The following is a 20701-nucleotide window of genomic DNA, read 5'->3' on the forward strand; positions in this document are numbered from 1 at the left end:
CGATGCCGAACATCATCGATCCAGTTGTCACCGATCAAGCATTGAGAAACCAAGCATGAGCAATGAACGTCCATGGCTGGATCACTACCCCGCCGGCGTGCCAGAGCAGATCCATATCGACGATTACGCCTCGATAGCGTCGGTGATCGACGAGGCTTTCGCCAAGTTTGCCGATCGTCCTGCCTTCACCAATTTCGGCAAGACGCTCAGCTATCGCGAAATCGACGAGGCGAGCCGGCAGTTTTCCGGTTATCTGACCGGTGTGCTCAAGCTCGGTAAAGGCGATCGCATCGCCATCATGCTGCCCAACGTGTTGCAGTATCCGATTGCGCTTTTCGGCGCGCTGCGCGCCGGTCTGGTGGTGGTCAACACCAACCCGATGTACACCGCGCGCGAGCTGAAACATCAGCTGGAAGATTCCGGCGCCAAGGCCATTGTGGTGCTGGACAACTTTGCCGCGACGCTGCAGGAAGTGGTCGCGCAGACTCACGTGCAGCACGTCGTCACCACCGGGCTGGGCGATCTGCTCGGCGTCAAGGGTGTGTTGATCAACTTTGCGCTCAAGCACATCAAGAAGATGGTTCCGGCGTTCCATATTCCGCACGCCGTGCGTTTCCACGATGCGCTGACGCAGGGCAAGGCGTATCCGCTGAAGCCGGTACAGCTCAATCACGACGATATCGCTTTTTTGCAGTACACCGGCGGCACCACCGGTGTCGCCAAGGGCGCCATGCTGACCCATGGCAACATGGTGGCTAACATGCTGCAGGCGGGCGCGTGGTTTGCCGCGAAGATCAAGCCGGGCGAAGAGATCATCATCACCGCGCTGCCGCTTTATCACATCTTTGCGCTGACCTGTAATTGCTTCATCTTTCTGCGATTCGGCGGTCAGAGCATTCTGATCACCAACCCGCGCGACATGCCGGCCTTCGTCAAAACACTCGGCAGTATCAAGTTCACCTCGATCACCGGCGTGAACACCTTGTTCAACGGCCTGCTCAACACGCCAGGCTTCGACCAGATCGATTTCTCGCATCTGCGCATGAGCTTCGGTGGCGGTATGGCCGTGCAGCGCACGGTGGCCGAAAAGTGGGAAAAGATTACGGGCTGCGCCCTGATCGAGGGCTACGGCATGACCGAAAGCGCGCCCGTCGCCACCATCAATCCGCTGGTCGAAGGCGCGCGTTTCAGCGGCTCGATCGGCCTGCCGATTCCCTCGACCGAAATCGGCATACAGGACGACGACGGCAAGCCGCTGGCCATGGGCGAGGTCGGCGAAATCTGCATCCGCGGGCCGCAGGTCATGAAAGGCTATTGGCAGAACCCTGGCGAGACCAGCAAGGTCCTCAGCAACGACGGCTGGCTGCGCACGGGTGACCTGGGCCGCATCGACGAAAAAGGCCTGGTCTACATCGTGGATCGCAAGAAGGACATGATCCTGGTATCCGGCTTCAACGTGTATCCGAACGAGATCGAGGATACGGTGATGCAGAACCCCGGCGTCGCCGAAGTGGCCGCCGTCGGCGTGCCCGACGAGCACTCTGGCGAAGTCGTGAAGCTGTTCGTGGTTCGCAAGGATCCCACTCTCACGATCGAGGCGCTGAAGGAGTTCTGCCGCGAAAATCTCACCGGTTACAAGCGGCCCAAGCTGATCGAATTCCGCGACGAGCTGCCGAAAAGCAACGTCGGCAAGATTCTCCGCCGCGAGTTGCGCGACGAGAAAAAAACCGCGGCCTGAGATCAACCGCGACAGATCCGAAAGCGCCTTGTCTGCAAAACAAGGCGCTTTCTTTTATCTGTCCTTCCAGTATTCGAGGATGTCGGCATAGCCACCGAGCAAGTTCCAAAGCGGCACCTGCTTGTCTTCGGGAATGTGACTATAGGAAAACCCGATATGGTGATCGGAGATGCGCGCCACCGATGCTTCAAGATGAATATGCAGGTTGTGACCGAAGATCATGTCCAGTACCCAGCTCTGCCCGAGCTCTCCTGTCCAGCCGAGTGGTCGGCGCAACAAGGCGCCCGTGGCCGAAATATCCACCAGTTCGGTCGGATGCGACTCATCGTGGCGGCTCATCAGCACCGTGGTCTCAATTTGCATACGCGCAGGACGCAGTTGCTCCGACTGCTTCCCGTCTTTACCATCGATCGTCATCGTTCACCGTCCTTTTAGCGCTCGCGTATACCTGACTCGGCTACGCTCAACCTTTACTTCCAGAAAGCGGCATACGCTTATTCAAGCGCATTCACTCCCGATCTTCGCATCTGTCGCCGCCACCAAAGTGAGACGCTGCCACCCGGAGTCACCGCAACCGAGACAGCCGTTTGCGGTAGCCGCCCAAGGCAATGCAATCGGCGTGCCATTCCTTAAAACCCTGTGTTTAAGCATGTCGATTCGACGGCCAAGGCCTTGCGATCTCTCGTGACTGCCGCAGGCATGCCGTTATGCAGCCTCATTTTTTTGCCCGCCTCGTTTACGGCACGAGTCCCTCAAGCAGACAAGTGGCAACTAACGCGATCAGACGTTTTAGGTCACTTCCGGTCCATTCGCCGGCTTTCGATGGAATGCCGGTGTGGCCTGGCCAAAACCAGCACTGACGGGTTCGGTGGCGCTGGTGCCATCGATCATCCACGCTGAACGCCAACCATGCATTGCTGGACTTGTCGTGGAGCAGCGGCTACTCTTCGTTTTGCGCGTGGTTCCATGGATATGGCCCATCGATAACATTCGATGGCCGATGGCAACCGCCGATGCTCTTGAATCGATCGATTGAACGGCCTGCGGTGTCGATGTTGCCACCCTCGCTCGCGCGCCTGCTGCGGCTTACGCCCGGATCTGGCGCACAACGATCGCCCACGGCCCGCCTGACCGAATCACGATTGCGTGTATTCATCTTGCCTGTCGTGACGATGACGCGTAACGCGTAAGTGGTTGACTGCTTTTTTGAAACACTGCAATCGGGGACGCACCTCTATCGTCTCGTATCGAGCACGGATACTTCCCCGGATTTTTAGCCATCCCGGAATGATTCCGCCCTGATGAACGTACTGCCAGCCGCTGTAGGCGGCCCAACGACATGTATTGATGACCACTGAGCAAGTCGAGCCCCAGAGCCCGGTAGCCGGACCCACGGACGCTTTTGCGTCGATACCGCAGCAGCAGGAGATGCCGCTGGCCATCGTTCGTGGCCAGCCGATGCTGCAGATGCCGCAAGACCTGTACATCCCGCCCGACGCTCTGGAAGTGATCCTGGAAGCTTTCGAAGGGCCGCTCGACCTTTTGCTGTATCTGATACGCCGCCAGAACCTGGACATTCTCGACATTCCGGTCGCCGAGATCACCCGCCAATACATGGCCTATATCGAGCTGATGCGCGATGTGATGCGACTGGAGCTGGCAGCCGAATATCTGTTGATGGCCGCGATACTGGCCGAGATCAAATCGCGACTGCTCCTGCCAAGGCCGCCGGCCGAGGAAGGACTGGAGCTGGACCCACGGGCGGAGCTGGTTCGTCGCCTGCAGGAATACGAGCGCTTCAAGCGGGCCGCCGAGGATATCGAAGCCCTGCCCCGGCTGGAACGCGACACCTCGGTGGCGCATGCCGAAGTCGGCGAGCGCAACGTGATCAAGCTGCCGCCGCCGCTCGAATTGACCGAGCTGCTGCTGGCGCTGAAGGACGTGATGCACCGTGCCGAGCTGTTCGGCCATCACGCGATCAAGCGGGAAGCGCTCAGCGTGCGCCAGCGCATGGGCGAGTTGTTGAGCCGGCTCGACGACTGCAGCTTTCATCGCTTCGAGAGCCTGTTCGACATCAGCGAAGGCCGACTGGGCATCGTGGTGACCTTCCTTGCCATGCTGGAACTGGCCAAGGAACTATTGGTCGACATCGTGCAGGAGGAGCCGCTCAAGCCGATCTACGTCAAGGCCAAGGCGAGCCACTTCGAGGGAAATGTCTCGTTGGAGACAGACGACGATGCGCGGCGGGATTCGGCCTCGGTTGAGCCGTCGGTCTTCGAATCGGGCTCCGAATAAACCGTTCCCGACCCGCCCGACTACGAATATTCATGATCCAAACGACACGGTCATTGACCAGGCAACAACCATTGAATCGGCATCCGACCTAAGGCACATGCAGATCGAGCAACTCAAACCCATTATCGAGGCCGCCCTGCTGGCCTCCAGTCAGCCGATGACGGTTCATCAGCTCGGTGACCTGTTCAACGAAGCCGACGACGTCAGTCCCGAGCTTATTGCCCGTGCGCTCGAAGCGCTGGCCGGTGACTGCGAAGGCCGCGGCGTCGAACTGAAGGAAGTGGCGTCAGGCTTTCGCTATCAGGTGCGCCAGGATGTACACGCCTGGATCTCGCGGATGTGGACCGAAAAGCCCAGCCGCTACTCGCGCGCGCTGTTGGAAACGCTGGCTCTGATCGCGTATCGACAGCCGATCACGCGTCCTGAAATCGAGCAGATCCGTGGCGTGGTGGTGTCGTCCAACATCATCAAGACCATGGAAGAGCGCGAGTGGATCCGCGTCGTCGGTTACCGCGACGTGCCCGGCAAACCGGCGCTGTTCGGCACCACTCGCGCCTTTCTCGACTACTTCAATCTGAAATCGCTGGACCAGCTGCCGCCGCTGTCGGAAATCCGCGACATGGAAGATCCGCAGCTGCGCTTCGAGCAGGAGCCGCTACCCGTGCGCATTGCCCGCGATCTGCCGATCGATCCCGACGGCGACGACCAGGCCGAATCCGCAGCGGCATCCGAATCCGACAATACAGAAAGCGACGAGGTCGCCGAGCCGGCCGCCGATACAGCCGATCACCACGAAACAAATCAACCCGACGCCGATCCGTCGGATGCTTCTACCGAATCAAACGAACACCGCTCCGAAACGAGCGCGCTCGACAAGAGCAACCCTTCCACTGCCGATGAGGCAGCGACCCCTGCGGACGTCGAATCCGACGACGCCGACCAAGATACCGAGGAGTACCGCGCATGACTGCGCCGCAAAAAACCGTGTTATCCCTGAAGCGCGAGCCGCGCAACGAAGCTGAAGCCGCGCTGGAAGAGCGCCTGCATAAAGTGTTGGCCAACGCCGGCCTTGGCTCGCGTCGCATGCTCGAATTGCGCATCCAGTCCGGCGAAGTCGAGTTGAACGGCAAGCCGGCCGAGATTGGCACCAGCGTGCACGCCGGCGACCGCGTCGTCATCGACGGCAAGCAGTTCGTCGTTGCCACCGACAATCGCGACGAGACCGAAGTACTGGTCTATCACAAGCCCGAAGGCGTGCTCACCACGCGCGACGATCCCGAAGGTCGTCCGACGGTATTCGAACAGCTGCCGCGTCTGAAGGGCGCGCGCTGGGTCGCCGTCGGTCGCCTCGATATCAATACCACCGGCCTGCTGCTGCTCACCACCGACGGCGAATTGGCTAATGCGCTGATGCACCCCAAGAGTGGCCTGGAGCGCGAGTATCTTTGCCGCGTCCACGGCGAAGTGCCGGACGAGATCATCGAAAAACTCAAAGCCGGCGTGGAGCTGGACGACGGCCCCGCGCGTTTCGACGATATCGCCGTGATCAGCCGCGGCGGCAGCCACAGCTGGTTCCGCGTGGTCATCCGCGAAGGCCGCAATCGCGAAGTGCGCCGGTTGTGGGATTCGCAGGGTTTCCTGGTCAGCCGCCTCAAGCGCATCCGCTACGGCAGCATCGAATTGCCGCGCGGCCTGCGCCGCGGCGACTGCGAAAACCTCGACGAGGCGGCAGTAAAGCAGCTGCGCCAGACCACCGGCACGAGCATGCCGCAGCCGGTGCTGACGCTCAGCCCCGTGCTGCACCAACGCCGCGCCAACCGTAGCGTGACGGAATATCGTCCCGAGCGCGGCAGCAGCAGCGCGTGGACCGCCAGCCAGGACGAGGGTCGCGAACTGCGCGCCTACGACCGGATCCGCGAGGAGCCGACGCGCGGGCGCAAGCCGCCCAATCGCAGCGGCAAGGAAGTCAACGGCAACGTCGTCCGTCCGGAACGTGGCGCTGGCGGCGCGCGCGGCGGCAAGGGCCGCCGCGTGGCGCCAGGCCAGGAGCTGCCGTCGGTGCGCACCTGGTTTGCCGGCGAAAGTCGTGACGGTGCCGGCGGTCGGCCCGGCGGTCAGGGTCCGCGAGGCAATGGCCCCGGCGGTGCAGCAGCGGGAAATCGTCGTCCCGCCGGCGGCAAGCCTTTCGGCGCTCGCTCAAGCGGCGGCAGTGGCGACAATCGCGGCAACAGCAGCAGCCCGTACAGTGGATTCGGCGGCGAGCCGCGCGGCAACAGCGGCAACCGCAGTTTCGCCGGCCGTCCTGCCCAAGGCGCTCGTCCGCTAGGCCAGGGCAATGGCAACCAGGCCAATGGCAATCAGGCGTATGGACGTCCGAACAGCCAAGGTGGCGCTGCGCGTCCGCAGGGATCGGGCCGTCCACAAGGTCAGGGCGGCAACCGTCCGCAGGGTGCTGGACGACCGCCAGGCCAGGGTGGCAATCGCCCGCAAGGCACTGGCCGGCCGCAGGGCCAAGGCGGTCCGAGCGGAGGGCGCCCACCCGGTCGCGGTGGCAACCGCGGCGGCAATCGCTGATTAAATTGCATGGTCCAAAATGCAAAAACAAAGGCTGCCCGATGGCAGCCTTTGTTTTTAAGCATTCCCTATCGAGTGCATGCGGTCGGGTTGGCGCTTACGACAGATCGATCGAGAAGGCATCCGCATCCATCCAAGCCGGAAAGCGTTCGCGATGCGCGAGCAAAGGCGCCGGATCGAGAGTAACGGTGACAACCTGCTCCTGGGCACCGAGTTCGACCAGCGGCTCGCCGACAGGATCGATCACCGCACTGTCGCCGGCGTAAGGCAGCTCGTTGCCGTCCACACCCACCCGGTTGAGGCCGATCACGTAGCTCAGATTCTCGATGGCGCGCGCGCGCAGAAGTGTGCGCCACGGCTGACGGCGTGGCGCGGGCCAGTTGGCGACGAAGATCGACAAGTCGTAGTCCATGCCGCCGTTCGCCGACGCCAGGCGTCGATTGCGCAGCCATACGGGAAAGCGCAGGTCGTAACAAACTTGCGGCAGAACTCGCCACCCTTTCAACTCGACGATAAGACGCTGATTGCCGCCGCCATAGCGCGTGTGTTCGCCGGCCATGCGAAACAGATGACGTTTATCGTATTGAACGAAGGCGCCGTCGGGCGTCACCCACAAGAGGCGGTTATAGACCGTCTCGTTTTCCCGAATCGCCAGGCTGCCGCAGATCACGGCACCGACCTCGATCGCCAACGCGCGCAGCCAAACCACGCTTTCGCCGTCCATGGTTTCGGCGCTCGCACGCGTGTCGTTGCTGAAGCCCGATAGAAAGGTCTCCGGCAGAACGATCACATCGCTGCCCGCGGCCTGCCGCACCAGAGCGCCGTAGTAGTCGCGATTGGCGGGGGCGTCGTGCCAGCGCGTGGCGCCCTGCACCAGCGACACCTTCAGGCTTTGCATCCCGGGTATGGGCGAACTCACAGCTGACATAGGCGCTCCGCAGCGGCATCCATCGTGGCGTCACTTTTGGCGAAACACAGGCGCAGCAAACGTGTGCCCGGTGCGCTTTCGTAGAACGGCGTCAGCGGAATCGCCGCCACTCCGCCCTCCAGCAGCAACCACTTGCTAAAGGCGAGATCGTCTTCGTCGCGAATCGCGGAATAGTCCACCAGCTGGAAATATCCTCCCGGCACGTCGAGCAGCTTGAAACGCGACGGCTTGAGCAGAGCACGGAAACGATCGCGCTTGGCCTGATAGAACGCCGGCAGCTCCACATAGTGTTCGGGATGGCTTGCCATGAACTCGGCAAACGCCACCTGTGCGGGATGGAAGGTGCAGAACGTGAGGTACTGATGCACCTTACGAAACTCTGCCGAGAGCGCGGCAGGCGCGATCGCGTAGCCTAGCTTCCAGCCGGTGCAGTGGTAGGTTTTGCCGAAGGAGGAGATCACGAAACTGCGCTCGGCCAGCTCGGGATGACGCAGCACGCTCTCATGCTGGGCGCCGTCGTAAACGATGTGCTCGTAGACCTCGTCCGATAGCACCACGATGTCGGTGTCGCGAACAATCGCGGCCAGCTCTTCCAGATCGGCCGACGACAGCACCGCGCCGCTGGGGTTGTGCGGGCTATTGATCAGAATCATGCGTGTTTTTGGCGTCATCGCGTCGCGCACGCGCTGCCAGTCGATCTCAAACGTCGGCACGGTCAGCGGAATATGCACGGCGCGCGCGCCCTGCAGTTCGATCGCCGGCTCGTAACTGTCGTAGGCGGGATCGAACATGATGACTTCATCGCCGGCCCGTACCACGGCGGCAATTGCCGAGAATAAAGCCTCAGTGGCACCGGACGTCACCGTGATGTCGGTATCGACGTTGACCTTACGCCCGTACAGTTGCTCGGTCTTCAAGGCGATCTGCTCGCGCAGTGGAGCGATGCCGTGCATCGGTGCGTACTGGTTGCGGCCTTCGTTCATGGCCTGGTTCAAACTGTCGCGCAGCGGCTGCGGCGGTTCGAAGTCGGGAAAACCCTGGCCGAGATTGACCGCCTTGTGTTGCACCGCCAGCTGGCTCATGACCGTAAAAATGGTGGTGCCAACCTTGGGGAGCTTGGTTTCGATAATCATCATTCAGCCGTCTGGATGTCTATAGCGGGAGTAAGTGGTTGAGCCTAACGCATGGATCGCCATGTGCAAGTCAGGGAGCGGGTGCTGATGTCGCAGCAAGATCCTCCAGCGGACGCTCCTTACATTGCTGATGTTTGAGCAAGGTGGTCTCCGGAAGCCGCTCGGCCAGAAAATCCACCAGCGCCCGCACGCCGGGCAGCATGCCGCGGCGGCTCGGGTAGACAAAGTGCATGATGCCCTGCGGCACGCTCCATTCGGGCAGCACGACCTCCAGTTCACCGCGAGTGATCGCCGGAGCGCAGACGAATTCCGGCAGCAGCGCGATACCCATGCCTCGTCTTGCGGCCTCCAGCAGCAGCGCGAAATCGCCGGTGATCAGTCGCCCCTGCATTTCCACGCTGACCTGCTTTCCGTCGGCGCCGATCAGCTCCCACACCTGGGCACCCTCGTGCTCACGCATGGACAGCGCCGGCAGTTGCGCCAGCTCCGAGGGCTGAGTCGGGCGACCCGCACGATCAAGAAGCAATGGACTGGCGACCAACAGGGTGCGGCCCTGGCCAAAGCTTCGAACCACCAGGTTGGCATCGGTATCGAGCTTCGTGCGAACGCGAATGGCCAGATCGAAGCCCTCGCCGATCACATCCACGCGGCGATCGCTCGAGGTCACCCGAACCTGCATTTTTGGATACAGCGCCAGAAAGTCGGGTAGCAAGTGCGCCAGCACCGTCTGCACCAGCGACACGGGGCAACTCAAACGCACTACGCCGCGCGGCTCGGCGCGCAGCTCGTCGACGGCGTCCTGAGCCGCCTGGGCTTCTTCCAACACGGCACGGCAGTGACCGTAAAAGCGCTCGCCCACTTCCGTCACGACGAAACGGCGCGTGGTTCGCTGCAACAGCCGCACACCCAAGCGCTCTTCCAGCTGGGCCACACGTTTGCTCAATCGCGACTTGGGCACGCCAAGTGCCCTGCCCGCGGCCGAAAAACCGCCGTGATCAACGACCGCCGCGAAAAAATACAGATCATTGAGATCCTGCAGGGCGCCCGCCAATACTGTCATGATCGTTTCCTTGAAAGGACGAGTTGTCCGATTATTGCCATCTTATCGCCAGATTGTCCGCAACGTATGGTGATTGCATTGCCGGAGTACCGGCGCACAGAGGCAAACCTGATGAAACTCCTACATATCGATTCCAGCGCTCTGGGTGACTATTCGGTTTCGCGCCAGCTCAGCGCCGACATCGTCGCCGAGCTGAAGCAACAGGCTTCGGACATACAGATCAGCTATCGCGACCTTGCCGCGCAGCCGCTGCTACACTGGACGCCCGCTGTTGCCGATGCCGGCACCGCCGAAGGTCGGGAAGGCAACACGTTGGTCGAGGAGTTTCTGGCCTCGGATGTGGTGGTGATCGGTGCACCGATGTACAACTTCGGTATTTCCAGCCAGCTGAAGTCCTGGATAGACCGGATCGCGGTGGCCGGCAAGACGTTTCGCTACACCGAGCAAGGCGTCGAAGGCCTGGCCAAGGGCAAGCAGGTCATCATCGCTTCGAGCCGCGGCGGCATGTACGTCGACGGCCCATTCGCAGCGTTTGACCACCAGGAGACCTACTTGACTGCCCTATTGGGTTTCCTCGGCGTCACCGATCTGACCTTCGTACGCGCTGAAGGCGTCGCGATCAGCCCCGAGAACAAGGAACAGTCGGTCAAATCCGCGCAAAACGCGATTCCTTCGCTAGTGGCAAAGCTCGCCAAAGCCGCCTGAGTCGGCGGAATCACCCCTAAAACCAACGGCCCTGCGGGGCCGTTTTTCGTTTCAAGCTGAAAATATTCAAACAAAACAATGAGATGAACATATAGGCCATCAGTCATGTTGCAAAGTCGCGCTTGAATTCTTGACGGCTATTGTTTTGGTGTTATAGTTAACTACAACACCGGTCAACAAGCTCACTAAGGAGACTCGTCATGAAAACACTGAATCAGAAACTGATCGCCGCTGCCGCCGCCGTAATGATGACTTCCGCCAGCCTGGCGACGACGGCTCTCCTGAGCATGGCGCCGCAGGCTGCCAGCGCCGAGCAAATCAACGCCACCGAAATCGACGGCATCAAGATCACCAACCTGGCGCCGGTCAGCGTCCGCCCCAGCGCCAAGGAGCTGCGTTCGGCCAGCCTTCTTACCGATATGGGCACTGCCGCCCTGGTGACGCTGCCGGCACTCGGGCGGTTGGGCCCGGGCAACGAAACCGCGCAGCTCGCCCTGCTCGGGTCGCAGCTGGCCATGCCCTACTATTCGTTTGGCAACAAGTTCGGCCGTATCAGCAAGGAATAAGTGAATGACCATTACCTGGAACGACAGCGTCCCGATCTACCGCCAACTGCACCAACGTGTCGTGGCGATGATCCTGGACGGCGCCTTGAACGAAGGTGACCCGCTGCCGTCGGTACGCCAGGTGGCCGCGGATTATCAAATCAATCCGTTGACCGTTTCGAAGGCGTACCAGGAGCTGGTCGACGAACAACTGGTCGAAAAACGGAGGGGCTTGGGCATGTTCGTTATAGAAGGCGCACGCGACGCGCTGCTGAAATCGGAACGCGAGCGCTTTTTGCGCGAGGAATGGCCGATGCTGTTTGCACGTCTGCAGCGGCTTGGCCTGGATCTGAAGACCCTGCTGCGCGAAGCCGATACCCATGGCGACGCCCCAGCCAACGATAAGGAAACATCATGAGCGCGGTCATTACGGCTACCGGCCTGAGCAAGCACTACAAAAACTCGCTGGCGTTGGACAACCTGAGTTTCCAGATTCCTGCCGGGCGCATCGTCGGCCTCATCGGCCCCAACGGCGCCGGCAAAACGACCGCACTGAAAGCCATTCTCGGCCTGACCGACTTCTCCGGACAGCTCAACGTGCTCGGCCTGGATCCGCGCAAGCAGCGCGACAAACTGATGGAACAGGTCTGCTTTATCGCCGACGTCGCCGTACTGCCGCGCTGGCTGAAGGTCAGCGAAGCGGTCGACTTTGTCGGCAACGTGCATCCGCGATTCGATCGTGCCAAATGCGAGGCCTTTCTCGCCCGCACCAAGCTCACCCCAGGCATGCGCGTGAGGCAGATGTCGAAGGGCATGATCGTGCAGCTGCATCTGGCCCTGGTGATGGCCATCGACGCGCGCCTGCTGATTCTCGACGAACCCACGCTGGGCCTGGACATTCTGTATCGCAAGCAGTTCTACCAGAATCTGCTGGAAGACTACTTCGACGAGAACAAGACCATCATCGTCACCACCCACCAGGTGGAAGAAGTCGAGCACATCCTCACCGACCTGATGTTCATCCGCGACGGCAAGATCGTGCTGGATGCCGACATGGACGCGATCGGCGAGCGCTTTATCGAAGTGATGGTCAACGGCGATCGCGCCGAAGCAGCCCGCGCCATGAAACCGCTCGACGAGCGGCAGGTGTTCGGCAAAAGCATTTTTCTGTTCGACGGCGTCGAACGGTCAACCCTGGAGGCGATGGGCGAAGTCCGTCGTCCCTCGGTCAGTGACCTGTTCGTTGCCACCATGAAGGGAACCTACGCATGAAAACCTTCTACTGGCTTGTGAAACGCGAATTCTGGGAACATCGCGGCGGCTTTTTCTGGGCGCCGTTGATCAGCGGCAGCGTGTTCCTGGTGCTGAACATCATGGCGCTGATTACCGGTGAGGTACTCGGCAACCGCAGCAACACGCACTTCAATATTGCCGGAGGACTCAACCTCAGCGGCCATATGGATGCCGACATGCTCAGCAAGATCGGCACCGGGCTGGATATCGCCATGTACGTGGTCGCCGGCATCGTGCTGATGATCATGGCGATCATCGTGTTCTTCTACTGTCTCGGCTCGCTATACGACGACCGCCGCGACCGCAGCATTCTTTTCTGGAAGTCGTTGCCTATTTCGAACCGCGACACCGTGCTGTCGAAAGTCGTCAGCGCATCAATCGTTGCGCCAGTGATTGCCTGCGTGTTCGGTACGGCCGCTGGCTTGCTTCTGCTCCTGATCGCCGCGTTCACGGCGTCGCTGCACGGACTGAACATGTGGGCGCTGTTGATGAATTCGCACCCGCTACTGGTGGCCATCAACATGATCTCGCTGATTCCGCTGTATGCGATCTGGGCGCTGCCTACCATCGGTTGGCTGATGTTCTGCTCGGCATGGGCACGCAGCAAACCGTTCCTGTGGGCCTTGCTGGCACCGCTGGCCGCGGGTGTGATCGTAAGCTGGTTCGGCTTGATGGGCCTGTTCAACCTCGGCTCGGGCTGGTTCTGGAAAAACATCGTCAGCCGCATGCTGTTGAGCCTGGTTCCCGGCGGCTGGCTGCGCGACGCGGCCCAGATCGACAACGAGCCCACCGATCCGTCCGTCATCCTCGATCACATCGGCCTGGCCCACAACTACGCCACCCTCGCCTCACCCGACCTGTGGATAGGTGCGATTGCCGGCAGCGTGTTGATCAGCGCCGCGATCTGGCTCCGCCGCTGGCGCGACGATAGCTGACCTCTGCCGACTTTCGATCGCATTCGAGACTATTCAAGGAGAACACTTGTGAAACCGGTCAATTTCAGCTCGCTGGCCCTTGTTCTGCTGCTGCCACTGGCCGCCTGCGGCCAAGCAGACTCGCCGTCGGGCAATACCGACCACACGGCATCCGCAACAAGCGATGCCGGCGAGCCCACCTCGTCGTTCATCGGTGCGGAGGTAAAGAAAGGCATGCAGGAAGCCAAGCAGGAGCTGGCCACCAAGAACATCGACATCAATAGCGTACACGTCAATGGAGAACGACGCGGCAACGACGATACGCGTCCCAAAGCCGAGATCACCCCGCAGGGCGACCTGCTGATCGCCGGCAACAAGGTGGCTGCCACACCGGCGCAGCACACCTTGCTGCTGGAGTATCGCCAGCAGATCGTCGGCATCGCCGAAACCGGCATGGACATCGGCACGCAGGGCGCCGATCTGGGTATCAACGCGGCCAAGCAAGCCATGTGGGGCGCGCTATCCGGTAAAAGCGACAAGGACATCGAAGCATCGATCAAGCCGCAAACCGACAAGATCGAAGCCTCTGCCGCCAAGCTCTGCCTGCGCATGCCCGACCTTTTGTCCACGCAGCAGAAACTGGCCGCCGCAATGCCCGAGTTCCGCCCCTACGCGACCATGCAGCAGAAGGACGTCGACGACTGCGGTAAGGATAAAAAGGACAAGGACGGCAAGAAAGGTTTCGCGGTTCTTTCCGATTGATCGGGCGACCGTCAGCTGCACCGATAACGAGGCTGATACGCATGCCAACGGCAGACGCCCACTGCGGAATAATTGCCTTTCTCCTGAAGGGAAGAAACCTCAACCAGCTTCGTCTGCCGACAATCAAAGCAACTTGCCGTTACGAACAATCACGTCGGATGCGTAAAAAACTTTTCACGAGGAGAAACCTGATGCGACGTTTGAACCTTATCTTGTGCGGTACCCTTTTAGCAGCCGCCTTCACCGCAATGCCGGTTTACGCCGGCTGGTACACCAGCTTTCACAACACTCACGATAGCCTTGTCTGGCACAACTCCGATGGCCGTACCCTTGAGTTACATTCTGATAACGGCGCAGGCGTTGAAGTCACTAAAGTGAGTCCCGCCAATCTGTGGGGATTACAAAAAGGCGACGTTCTCCTATCGGTTGATGATCATGCTGTCAAGCACGTGGATGAGTTGTTCAAGCAACTACAAGCGAGCAAACCCGCCGACGTGAAAATCCAACTGCGCCGCAGCGGTTCCAAGCAGATGGTGACGATACCCGACAGCGACTACACCAACATCACCAACCCGCACCCATAAACCTGCGGACCAGCTGCGCTGGCATCAACTGCCTTCGTGTATACCGCCCTTAGTCAGCGTCAGCGGATCGAGCAACTTCTTTAGCTCGTCTTTCGACAAACCAGTGGTTTCCAGCGCAACGTCGATGATCGCACGATGCTCCTTGTACGCCTGCTTGGCGGTGGCAGCGCCCTTCTCGTAACCGATCACCGGATTGAGCGCGGTCACCAGAATCGGATTCATCGCCAGCGCCTGATCGACCCGGTCGGTATTGACGGTGAAACCGGCAATCGCCTTGTCTGCCAGCAGACGCGAAACATTGGCCAGCAGGCCGATCGACTGCAGCAGGTTGTACGCGATCAGCGGCAGCATCACGTTGAGCTGGAAATTGCCCGACTGGCCCGCAATGGTGATGGCCGCATCGTTACCGATCACCTGCGCGGCCACCATCGCGGTGGCTTCGGGAATCACCGGATTGACCTTGCCCGGCATGATCGACGAGCCCGGCTGCAGCGCGGGCAGCTCGATCTCGCCCAAGCCAGCCAAGGGACCGGAATTCATCCAGCGTAGATCGTTGGCAATCTTCATCAAGGCTACGGCCAGCGTCTTCAGCTGGCCGGACAGCTCCACGGCAGCGTCCTGCGATGCCATGCCCTCGAAGTAATTGTCGGCCGATACGAACTTCGCTCCGGTGAGCTTTTTCAGCTGCGCTGCCATCGCCGGGCCGAACTTCGGGTCGGCATTGATGCCTGTGCCCACGGCGGTACCGCCCTGCGGCAGGCGGCGCAGGCGTTTGAGACTGTCGTCGATGCGTTCGATCGCCGAGGCGATTTGCGCCGACCAGCCGGACAACTCCTGACCGAAGGTGATCGGCATCGCGTCCATCAGATGCGTGCGGCCGGTCTTGGCGACCCGCTTGAGCTGGCGCGCGCGCCGATCGAGCACACGCTGCAGATGTTTCAGCGCCGGCAGCAGCTTTTCGCCGGTGGCAAGCGTCGCGCTGACGTGGATCGCGGTGGGAATTACGTCGTTGGAACTCTGACCGTAGTTGACGTGATCGTTGGCGTGCACCGCGGTGCCAGCCTTTGTCGCCAGATGCGCAATAACCTCGTTCGCATTCATATTGGTGCTGGTGCCGGAACCGGTCTGGAAGATGTCGATGGGAAACTGCGCGTCGTATTCGCCGTTCGCCACCGCTAGCGCGGCCTTGCTGATCGCGCTGGCCTGAGGCCTCTTCAGATAGCCCATGGAAAGATTGACGTCGGCCGCGGCCGCCTTGATCAGACCGAGCGCGCGAATGAACTCGCGCGGCAGGTGCAGGCCGGAGATGGGGAAATTGTCGATGGCACGCTGCGTCTGCGCGCCGTACAGGGCCTCGGCGGGCACCTGCAGTTCGCCCATGCTGTCGTGCTCGATCCGGAACTTGCTCATGCTTGCCGTCCTGTATCTCGAAAGGGGAGCCGCCTTTCACGATAGGCCTGATCCACGACAATTCAAGGGCGCGCGTTTGGCAGACGAGAAACGAGGCCGCGGCGGCCCGTTGTAGAATGCGCGTTTTACCGCTCAACGGATCCGTCGATGTCATCCCATGCCCTGACCGCCCTCTCACCGCTGGACGGCCGCTACGCCAGCAAGGTCGAACCGCTGCGTCCGATCTTCAGCGAATTCGGCCTGATGCATCGGCGCGTACATGTGGAAATCGAGTGGCTGCTGGCGCTGGCGGCCGATACGCAAATCGTCGAATTGCCGGCGTTTACGCCAGAGCAGATCAAGACGCTGAAGGCGATTGCCGCCGATTTCAGCGTAGACGATGGCGCACGCATCAAGGCCATTGAAGCGACCACCAATCACGACGTGAAAGCGGTGGAATACTTCATCAAGGAAAAGCTGAGCGCCGATGTCAGCTTGAAACAAGCACTGGAATTCGTGCACTTCGCCTGCACCAGCGAAGACATCAACAATCTTTCCTATGCGCTGATGCTGCGCGACGCGCGCGAACAGGTGCTGTTGCCGATGTTCGACGGCGTGATCGGCCAACTGCGCGATCTTTCGCACGCCAATGCCGCTATGCCGATACTCTCGCGCACGCACGGACAGACCGCCTCGCCCAGCACGCTGGGCAAGGAAATCGCCAACGTGGTGGCGCGCCTGCAGCGTCAGCGCAAGCAGCTCGCGGCGGTGGAAATCTCCGGCAAGATCAACGGTGCCGTGGGCAACTACAACGCACACGCCATCACCTATCCCGAAATCGACTGGCAGGCGTTCTCGCGCCGCTTTATCGAAAGCCTGGGACTCGAGGTGAACGCCTACACCACCCAGATCGAGCCGCACGACGGCGTGGCCGAATACTGCGACGCCGTGCGCCGCGCCAACATCATCCTGATCGATCTGGCGCGCGATATCTGGGGCTATATCTCGCTGGGCTATTTCAAGCAGACGCTGAAGGCCGGCGAAGTCGGCTCGTCGACCATGCCGCACAAGGTCAACCCGATCGACTTCGAAAACGCCGAGGGCAACTTCGGTCTGGCCAACGCCCTGCTCGGCCACTTTGCCGAAAAGCTGCCGATCAGCCGCTGGCAGCGCGACCTCACCGACTCCACCGTGCTGCGCGCGCTGGGCACCGCCTTCGGCCATACGCTGATCGCGCTGGAGTCCTTGAAGAAAGGCCTGGGCAAGCTCACCGTCAATGCCGATCGCCTCGCCGCCGACCTGGACGCCAGCTGGGAAGTGCTGGCTGAGGCCGTGCAGACCGTGATGCGCCGCTACGGCCTGCCCGAGCCGTACGAGCAGCTCAAGGCGCTGACCCGCGGCCAGGGCATCACGCGCGAATCGATGCATACGTTCATCGGCGGCCTCGATCTGCCAGCCGACGCCAAGCAGCGTTTGCTGGCGCTGACGCCCGGCAGCTACATCGGCCTGGCCGAAACGCTGGCGAAAACTATCTGAGGTCGTCCAGGCGGCTCGTCGATCGGCGTGCCGCCTGGATAAGCGACCTCATTCGACGTCGTCGGAACCTTCGTTGACGCCCTCGAACAGGAAAGTCGACAAATAGCGTTCGCCGGTATCCGGCAGCATCGCCAGCAGCACCGAACCCTCCGGCGCCTTGGCGGCCACCTTCAAGGCGGCCGCCACCGTCGCACCGCAGGACAGGCCGACGAACAGCCCCTCATGTTGGGCCAGTGCGCGTGAGGTGTCGCGGGCCAGCACGTCGTCGACCAGCACGATCTCGTCGGCAATCCCGCGGTTGAGCACGCTGGGTAAAAAGTCCGGCGTCCAGCCCTGAATCTTGTGCGGCTGCCACTCGCCACCGGAGAGCAGCGCCGCACCGGCGGGCTCGGTGGCGATGATCTTTACCTCGGGCCGCGCCACTTTCAGCACTTCGCCCACGCCGGTGAGTGTGCCGCCGGTGCCCCAGCCGCTGACGAAGTAGTCCAGCCGACGGCCGGCGAAATCGCGCAGGATTTCCGGTCCGGTAGTCTGCCGGTGGTAGGCCGGATTGGCCGGGTTGTCGAACTGACTGGCGAGGAACCAACCGTGCTTGTGCGCCAACTCGTTGGCCTTTTGCACCATGCCGCTGCCGCGCGCAGCGGCCGGCGTCAGCAAGACCTTGCCGCCATAGGCGCGAATCAGCTTGCGCCGCTCGACCGAGAACGTCTCGCTCATCACGGCGACAAACGGATAGCCGCGCGCCGCGCAGACCATCGCCAGTGCCACGCCGGTATTGCCGGAGGTCGCCTCGATCACGGTCTGCCCCGGCTTGAGCGCGCCGCGCTGCTCGGCGTCGAGGATGATCGCCAGGGCCAGGCGATCCTTCACCGAGCCGCCGGGATTGAAAGCCTCCACCTTGACGTACATCTCCACGTGCTTGGGCGCGAGGCAGTGCAATTTGACGATAGGCGTACGGCCGATAGTGTCCAGAATGCTGTCGTAAATCACGGGCGTCTCCAAAAAGCGGCGGGGGAATCCGGGCAACCGGATCATGCGCCGGCCACGGTAAAATTTGTATCGGCCCGACCGCCGGCGCACCGCTACAATGCGGCAATGACCAAGCCAGCCCCCTTTCCGATTGAAGTCCGCGGCAGCGCCAGACATCCGTTGGGCATGACGCCCGCCCAGTTCCTGCGCGATTACTGGCAAAAGCGCCCGCTGCTGATCCGCAACGCGTTCGCCGATTTCGAGCCGCCGCTGCAGCCGGACGATCTGGCCGGCCTGGCTTGCGAGACCGGCGTGTTGGCGCGGCTTATCGTGCACGATGAAAAGCGCGATCGCTGGCACGTCCATCCCGGCCCTTTGAGCGAAGACGATTTCGCCAAAACGCCGAAGGATCACTGGACCCTGCTGGTGCAGGACGTCGACAAGTGGGACGCCGATGTCGCCGCGCTTCTGGAACACTTCCGCTTTCTGCCGAGCTGGCGCGTCGACGACATCATGATTTCGTACGCCGAGGAAGGCGGCGGCGTCGGCGCGCATGTCGATCAGTACGACGTGTTCCTGCTGCAGGGCATCGGTCAGCGCCATTGGGCCATCAGCACCGACCCGGCTGCGCCGAAGGACTTTCGCCACGACGTCGAGCTGAAGCAGCTGGCGCACTTCGAATCGACGAACGAGTGGATGCTCGATCCCGGCGACATGCTTTATCTACCGCCCGGCGTGCCGCACGACGGCGTCGCGTTTGGCGGCCCCTGCATGACGCTGTCGATCGGCATGCGCGCCCCCTCGCAGGCCGAACTGACCGGCGATCTGGCCGACCATATCGCCGAGCGACTGCCCGAGGAGCTGCGCTACGCCGATCCCGACCTGACGCCCGCCAAGGCTACCGGCGAGATCGATCGCGCCGCGATCGAACGCCTAAAAGTCGCGCTGCCATTTGCCGCTGCGCTGGACGACGCCATGCTGCGCGACTGGTTCGGCCGCTTTATCACCCGCTATCGCAACGCACAGGTGCCCGCCGCGCTGGACAAGCCGGTGAGCGAGGCGGCCTTCGACAAGCAACTCGATGCTCAACCCACCCTGCTTCGTCATCCGTGGTCGCGCATGGCGTGGACACGCGCAAAATCCGGCTGCACGCTGTTCGTCAGCGGTCACGCGTATCCGGCCACGCCGGCGCTCGCGCAGCAGCTGTGCGAACAGCGTGAGATCGCACTTGCCGGCAAACTGAGCGCCGCCGAAAAAGCCCTGCTGCTCGCGCTCGTCAACGATGGTCACCTACTGATACAAAAGTCGCGCCGCCGGTGAAACTGCAGAACTTCCATGTCGGCATCACCGATTGGTCGAAGGAACGCGACCGCGCGGCGCTGATCGGCATTCGCCAGCAGGTTTTCGTGATGGAACAAGGCGTGCCGGAAGCGCGCGAACGCGATGGCGTCGACCCCGAATGCTGGCACGTGCTGGCGCGCGACGAGGCCGGCCAGCCGATCGGCTGCGCGCGCCTGTCGCCGGACCACAAGATCGGTCGCATGGCGGTGCTGCGCGAATGGCGCGGTCAGGGCGTCGGCGTGGCGCTGCTGCGCACACTGATTCAGCGTGCCCGCACGCTGGGCTGGAGCGAGGTCGCGCTTGCCGCCCAGGTCAGTGCGATCGGCTTCTATGAGCGCGAAGGTTTCATCGCGCACGGCAATGTATTCGACGACGCCGGCCTGCCACACCGCGCGATGTCGCTGACGTTTTCGGATGAAGCCGATGGCGATACCGCACCGCCGCGCGATATCGGCGAGCTGCCCGTCGCCAGCCGGGCCGACGCCGCGATAGCGCGCCTGCAGGTGCTAGGCGACGCGCGTCACCGTCTTTGCATTCACTGGCCCGCGCTGGATAACGATACGTTCGCCAGCCCCGACGAGTTGGCCGAATTCCGGCGCGTGGCCATTTCCGGTCGGGGCGCGCAAGTCCGCGTGCTGCTGCACGATCCGGCCGCAGCCCTGCGCAACAGCCATCGTTTGATCCCGCTGGTGCAGCGCCTGCCCAGTGCCGTGCAGGTTCGCGTGCCGATCGAGGAAGCCGACTTGGGCGACATCTCGGCTTACCTGCTCAACGACGTCGGCGGCTATCTCTTCCTGCCCGAGGCGGATCGTCCTCGCGGCCGCGCCGCACGGCACGACCGCGCGTCCAACGCACCGCTACAGAAGCACTTCGACGAACTGTGGGAACGCTCGGAACGCGCCAGCGTGCTGCAGACGCTGAATATCTAGCTCGCC

At 61.8% G+C, this 20701-nt stretch carries 20 protein-coding genes; 14 read left to right on the forward strand and 6 right to left on the reverse strand.

Features of this window, described 5'->3' with window-relative positions:
* The first annotated feature begins 55 nt into the window (after positions 1 to 55).
* Positions 56 to 1738 carry an AMP-binding protein gene (locus HDE78_RS16600; RefSeq protein WP_179481532.1) on the forward strand — a complete coding sequence of 561 codons (1683 nt, stop codon included), beginning with the start codon at positions 56 to 58 and terminating at the stop codon, positions 1736 to 1738.
* A gap of 54 nt (positions 1739 to 1792) precedes the next feature.
* Here HDE78_RS16600 and HDE78_RS16605 read toward each other — a convergent pair whose 3' ends face one another.
* Positions 1793 to 2155 (reverse strand): PilZ domain-containing protein, encoded by a 363-nt coding sequence (locus HDE78_RS16605; RefSeq protein ID WP_179481534.1) that lies wholly within the window; start codon positions 2153 to 2155, stop codon positions 1793 to 1795.
* A gap of 930 nt (positions 2156 to 3085) precedes the next feature.
* On the opposite strand from HDE78_RS16605, the gene HDE78_RS16610 reads away from it, so the two are divergent.
* The 3 genes from HDE78_RS16610 (at position 3086) to HDE78_RS16620 (ending at position 6607) form a co-directional block, all read left to right on the forward strand.
* Complete coding sequence (locus HDE78_RS16610) at positions 3086 to 4033, forward strand: ScpA family protein (RefSeq protein WP_179481536.1); 948 nt, start codon at positions 3086 to 3088, stop codon at positions 4031 to 4033.
* Between the two features lie 97 nt (positions 4034 to 4130).
* Complete coding sequence (gene scpB, locus HDE78_RS16615) at positions 4131 to 5000, forward strand: SMC-Scp complex subunit ScpB (RefSeq protein WP_179481538.1); 870 nt, start codon at positions 4131 to 4133, stop codon at positions 4998 to 5000.
* Positions 4997 to 6607 (forward strand): pseudouridine synthase, encoded by a 1611-nt coding sequence (locus HDE78_RS16620; RefSeq protein ID WP_179481540.1) that lies wholly within the window; start codon positions 4997 to 4999, stop codon positions 6605 to 6607. The genes scpB and HDE78_RS16620 overlap by 4 nt, the downstream gene beginning before the upstream one ends.
* A 97-nt stretch (positions 6608 to 6704) precedes the next feature.
* Here the strand turns inward: HDE78_RS16620 and HDE78_RS16625 are convergent, their stop codons facing one another.
* The 3 genes from HDE78_RS16625 to HDE78_RS16635 all read right to left on the reverse strand — a co-directional run bounded on the left by HDE78_RS16625 (position 6705) and on the right by HDE78_RS16635 (position 9728).
* Complete coding sequence (locus HDE78_RS16625) at positions 6705 to 7505, reverse strand: amidohydrolase (RefSeq protein WP_179481763.1); 801 nt, start codon at positions 7503 to 7505, stop codon at positions 6705 to 6707.
* 17 nt (positions 7506 to 7522) lie between these two features.
* Positions 7523 to 8668: a pyridoxal phosphate-dependent aminotransferase gene (locus HDE78_RS16630; RefSeq protein ID WP_179481542.1), complete on the reverse strand. Its 1146-nt coding sequence runs from the start codon at positions 8666 to 8668 to the stop codon at positions 7523 to 7525.
* A gap of 70 nt (positions 8669 to 8738) precedes the next feature.
* A complete protein-coding gene (locus HDE78_RS16635; protein WP_179481544.1) occupies positions 8739 to 9728 on the reverse strand; it encodes a LysR substrate-binding domain-containing protein in 990 nt (329 codons plus the stop codon).
* Between the two features lie 111 nt (positions 9729 to 9839).
* Between HDE78_RS16635 and HDE78_RS16640 the strand changes: the two genes are divergently transcribed.
* The 7 genes from HDE78_RS16640 to HDE78_RS16670 all read left to right on the forward strand — a co-directional run bounded on the left by HDE78_RS16640 (position 9840) and on the right by HDE78_RS16670 (position 14531).
* Positions 9840 to 10433 (forward strand): FMN-dependent NADH-azoreductase, encoded by a 594-nt coding sequence (locus tag HDE78_RS16640; protein WP_179481546.1) that lies wholly within the window; start codon positions 9840 to 9842, stop codon positions 10431 to 10433.
* Between the two features lie 200 nt (positions 10434 to 10633).
* Positions 10634 to 10999, forward strand: coding sequence for a hypothetical protein (locus HDE78_RS16645; RefSeq protein ID WP_179481548.1), 366 nt, complete (start codon positions 10634 to 10636; stop codon positions 10997 to 10999).
* 4 nt (positions 11000 to 11003) lie between these two features.
* On the forward strand, positions 11004 to 11396 hold the full coding sequence (locus HDE78_RS16650) for a GntR family transcriptional regulator (RefSeq protein ID WP_179481550.1): 393 nt from the start codon (positions 11004 to 11006) through the stop codon (positions 11394 to 11396).
* On the forward strand, positions 11393 to 12250 hold the full coding sequence (locus HDE78_RS16655) for an ABC transporter ATP-binding protein (protein WP_179481552.1): 858 nt from the start codon (positions 11393 to 11395) through the stop codon (positions 12248 to 12250). Before HDE78_RS16650 ends, HDE78_RS16655 begins: the two co-directional genes overlap by 4 nt.
* A complete protein-coding gene (locus HDE78_RS16660) occupies positions 12247 to 13206 on the forward strand; it encodes an ABC-2 transporter permease (RefSeq protein ID WP_179481554.1) in 960 nt (319 codons plus the stop codon). The genes HDE78_RS16655 and HDE78_RS16660 overlap by 4 nt, the downstream gene beginning before the upstream one ends.
* A gap of 48 nt (positions 13207 to 13254) precedes the next feature.
* The gene (locus tag HDE78_RS16665; RefSeq protein WP_179481556.1) at positions 13255 to 13947 is read left to right on the forward strand and encodes a hypothetical protein; all 693 of its coding nucleotides are present in this window, start codon (positions 13255 to 13257) and stop codon (positions 13945 to 13947) included.
* 41 nt (positions 13948 to 13988) lie between these two features.
* Positions 13989 to 14531 (forward strand): PDZ domain-containing protein, encoded by a 543-nt coding sequence (locus HDE78_RS16670; RefSeq protein ID WP_179481558.1) that lies wholly within the window; start codon positions 13989 to 13991, stop codon positions 14529 to 14531.
* A 24-nt stretch (positions 14532 to 14555) separates the two neighbouring features.
* Here HDE78_RS16670 and HDE78_RS16675 read toward each other — a convergent pair whose 3' ends face one another.
* Complete coding sequence (locus HDE78_RS16675; protein ID WP_179481560.1) at positions 14556 to 15941, reverse strand: class II fumarate hydratase; 1386 nt, start codon at positions 15939 to 15941, stop codon at positions 14556 to 14558.
* A 147-nt stretch (positions 15942 to 16088) separates the two neighbouring features.
* Between HDE78_RS16675 and purB the strand changes: the two genes are divergently transcribed.
* Positions 16089 to 17456 carry an adenylosuccinate lyase gene (gene purB / locus HDE78_RS16680; protein WP_179481562.1) on the forward strand — a complete coding sequence of 456 codons (1368 nt, stop codon included), beginning with the start codon at positions 16089 to 16091 and terminating at the stop codon, positions 17454 to 17456.
* Between the two features lie 48 nt (positions 17457 to 17504).
* Here the strand turns inward: purB and cysK are convergent, their stop codons facing one another.
* Entirely contained in the window at positions 17505 to 18446 is a 942-nt protein-coding gene (gene cysK, locus HDE78_RS16685) for a cysteine synthase A (protein ID WP_345776081.1), read from the reverse strand.
* Between the two features lie 105 nt (positions 18447 to 18551).
* On the opposite strand from cysK, the gene HDE78_RS16690 reads away from it, so the two are divergent.
* Positions 18552 to 19745, forward strand: coding sequence for a cupin domain-containing protein (locus HDE78_RS16690; RefSeq protein ID WP_179481566.1), 1194 nt, complete (start codon positions 18552 to 18554; stop codon positions 19743 to 19745).
* On the forward strand, positions 19742 to 20695 hold the full coding sequence (locus HDE78_RS16695) for a GNAT family N-acetyltransferase (protein WP_179481568.1): 954 nt from the start codon (positions 19742 to 19744) through the stop codon (positions 20693 to 20695). The genes HDE78_RS16690 and HDE78_RS16695 overlap by 4 nt, the downstream gene beginning before the upstream one ends.
* Positions 20696 to 20701 lie beyond the last annotated feature (6 nt).

This window comes from Rhodanobacter sp. K2T2, from assembly GCF_013408815.1.
Taxonomy (GTDB): Bacteria; Pseudomonadota; Gammaproteobacteria; order Xanthomonadales; family Rhodanobacteraceae; genus Rhodanobacter.

Bases quoted from the DNA above. Each gene is read 5' to 3' on its own strand.
- HDE78_RS16670 (WP_179481558.1), top strand. From the start codon at position 13,989: ATGCCAACGGCAGACGCCCACTGCGGAATAATTGCCTTTCTCCTGAAG.
- scpB (WP_179481538.1), top strand. From the start codon at position 4,131: ATGCAGATCGAGCAACTCAAACCCATTATCGAGGCCGCCCTGCTGGCC.
- HDE78_RS16640 (WP_179481546.1), top strand. From the start codon at position 9,840: ATGAAACTCCTACATATCGATTCCAGCGCTCTGGGTGACTATTCGGTT.
- HDE78_RS16620 (WP_179481540.1), top strand. From the start codon at position 4,997: ATGACTGCGCCGCAAAAAACCGTGTTATCCCTGAAGCGCGAGCCGCGC.
- HDE78_RS16690 (WP_179481566.1), top strand. From the start codon at position 18,552: ATGACCAAGCCAGCCCCCTTTCCGATTGAAGTCCGCGGCAGCGCCAGA.
- HDE78_RS16675 (WP_179481560.1), bottom strand. From the start codon at position 15,941: ATGAGCAAGTTCCGGATCGAGCACGACAGCATGGGCGAACTGCAGGTG.
- HDE78_RS16635 (WP_179481544.1), bottom strand. From the start codon at position 9,728: ATGACAGTATTGGCGGGCGCCCTGCAGGATCTCAATGATCTGTATTTT.
- HDE78_RS16610 (WP_179481536.1), top strand. From the start codon at position 3,086: ATGACCACTGAGCAAGTCGAGCCCCAGAGCCCGGTAGCCGGACCCACG.
- HDE78_RS16660 (WP_179481554.1), top strand. From the start codon at position 12,247: ATGAAAACCTTCTACTGGCTTGTGAAACGCGAATTCTGGGAACATCGC.
- HDE78_RS16655 (WP_179481552.1), top strand. From the start codon at position 11,393: ATGAGCGCGGTCATTACGGCTACCGGCCTGAGCAAGCACTACAAAAAC.
- HDE78_RS16650 (WP_179481550.1), top strand. From the start codon at position 11,004: ATGACCATTACCTGGAACGACAGCGTCCCGATCTACCGCCAACTGCAC.
- purB (WP_179481562.1), top strand. From the start codon at position 16,089: ATGTCATCCCATGCCCTGACCGCCCTCTCACCGCTGGACGGCCGCTAC.
- HDE78_RS16625 (WP_179481763.1), bottom strand. From the start codon at position 7,505: ATGCAAAGCCTGAAGGTGTCGCTGGTGCAGGGCGCCACGCGCTGGCAC.
- HDE78_RS16645 (WP_179481548.1), top strand. From the start codon at position 10,634: ATGAAAACACTGAATCAGAAACTGATCGCCGCTGCCGCCGCCGTAATG.
- HDE78_RS16600 (WP_179481532.1), top strand. From the start codon at position 56: ATGAGCAATGAACGTCCATGGCTGGATCACTACCCCGCCGGCGTGCCA.
- HDE78_RS16630 (WP_179481542.1), bottom strand. From the start codon at position 8,668: ATGATTATCGAAACCAAGCTCCCCAAGGTTGGCACCACCATTTTTACG.
- HDE78_RS16605 (WP_179481534.1), bottom strand. From the start codon at position 2,155: ATGACGATCGATGGTAAAGACGGGAAGCAGTCGGAGCAACTGCGTCCT.